Origin of the sequence: Pseudomonas sp. GM49, from assembly GCF_000282355.1 — a bacterium.
Lineage (GTDB): Bacteria > Pseudomonadota > Gammaproteobacteria > Pseudomonadales > Pseudomonadaceae > Aquipseudomonas.
Window position 1 is genome coordinate 1 of record NZ_AKJL01000273.1, and the last position, 1,462, is coordinate 1,462.

The 1,462-nt window shown below is 58.3% G+C and carries 2 protein-coding genes; one reads left to right on the forward strand and one right to left on the reverse strand.

What is annotated here, in order from left to right; translation table 11 throughout:
- Positions 1-111 precede the first annotated feature (111 nt).
- Complete coding sequence (locus PMI29_RS05470; protein WP_008002368.1) at positions 112-738, reverse strand: hypothetical protein; 627 nt, start codon at positions 736-738, stop codon at positions 112-114.
- A 90-nt stretch (positions 739-828) separates the two neighbouring features.
- Here PMI29_RS05470 and PMI29_RS05465 point away from each other — a divergent pair.
- On the forward strand, positions 829-1,462 hold a 634-nt coding region (locus PMI29_RS05465; RefSeq protein WP_008002370.1), incomplete at its 3' end, for a LysR family transcriptional regulator.

Below are 1,462 nucleotides of genomic sequence, written 5' to 3' on the forward strand. Positions count from 1 at the left end.
GGGGGGGGGGGGGCGAGGCAAAAAAAGGCCCGCCAGTCTGACTGAGCGGGCCTTTTGCGTTCCGGGCAATGCTGCATCGATAAAATCAGGCGTCTCACCAACGCCCTGTGTTCAGTCGACCAGGTAGTGGACGGACAGCGTGCCTTTCTTTTGCGAAAGGGTGTTGATCGTGACCGCGCCCAATTCTTTCAGGCTACGTACGTGGGTGCCGCCACAACCGTAGGCGGGCAGTTCACCGAAGCCGATTTCCCGGACGCCTTCGCGCAGCGAGGTCAGGCGCGGCAGGTCGTGGGTGATCCACTGCCCGATGCCATGCTCAATGGTCTGGGCCTCAACGTCCTGTGCGCAATTACCCGGCTTGAATTGCACACGGCCTTCACCCGGCCAGTGATGCGCCTTGATCGGCATCCAGCCCATGGCTTGTACAAAGTGGCCGATCAAATGACCGGCCGAATGCATGCGCGTGTTGAACAACCGGCACTGCTCGTCGACGCGGATTTGCGTCATGCCGGTTTTTACCGGTCGGTCGACAAAATGAATGATCCGCTCGGGATCCTGTATCACGCGCAGCACCTGGCTTTCGCCGATCCAGCCAGTGTCAGAAGGCTGTCCGCCGCCTTGAGGGTGGAACAGGGTCGCTCGCAAGACCACGGCAAACTCGTTTTCGTGGGGTGTGCATTCCAGGACTTCCACGTTGGCCTTGAGCTCATCACTATGGAAAAAAAGGCGCAGCGTCATATTTCAGGCTCGAATTGAATTTCTGTTTTTTATTATAGGAAACCTGTAAATACGTGATAATCAGGCCAAACATCAAAGGACTGTTGCGCTGTGAGCATAAATCTTCTGCTGCCGCTGCTGGGTGAAATGGCGATTTTCGTCAAGGTTGTCGAGATGGGCAGTTTCTCCGAGGCGGCTCGTCAGTTGGGTTCTTCGCCCTCGGCGGTCAGTCGCAGCATTTCGCGTCTGGAGAAGGCGCTCGCCACCCGCTTGCTGCAACGAACCACGCGCAAGTTGCGCCTGAGTGACGGTGGCGAGGAGGTGTTCAAGCGCTGCCAGGAAATGGTCAATGCCGCCCGGACAGTGATGGAAGTCAGTGGTCAGTTCACGGATGAGCCCGAGGGGCTGGTGCGTATCAGCGTGCCGAAAGCAGTAGGCCGAATTGTCATTCACCCGCATATGCCGGAGTTTTTGCGCCGTTATCCCAAGGTGGATGTGGAGCTGTTGCTTGAGGACCGCCAGGTCGATCTGATCGACGATCACGTCGACCTGGCGATTCGCATCACCGACCGGCCGCCTGCGGGGCTGGTGGGACGGCGGTTGCTGACCATCGATCATTTGCTCTGCGCCACTCCGCAGTATCTGGCCGAGCACGGTACGCCGACTCACCCCCATGACTTGCTCAATCACAGTTGCATTTACCTGGGCGAAACCCCGAGCGATGCGCGCTGGAAGTTCAAGAAGG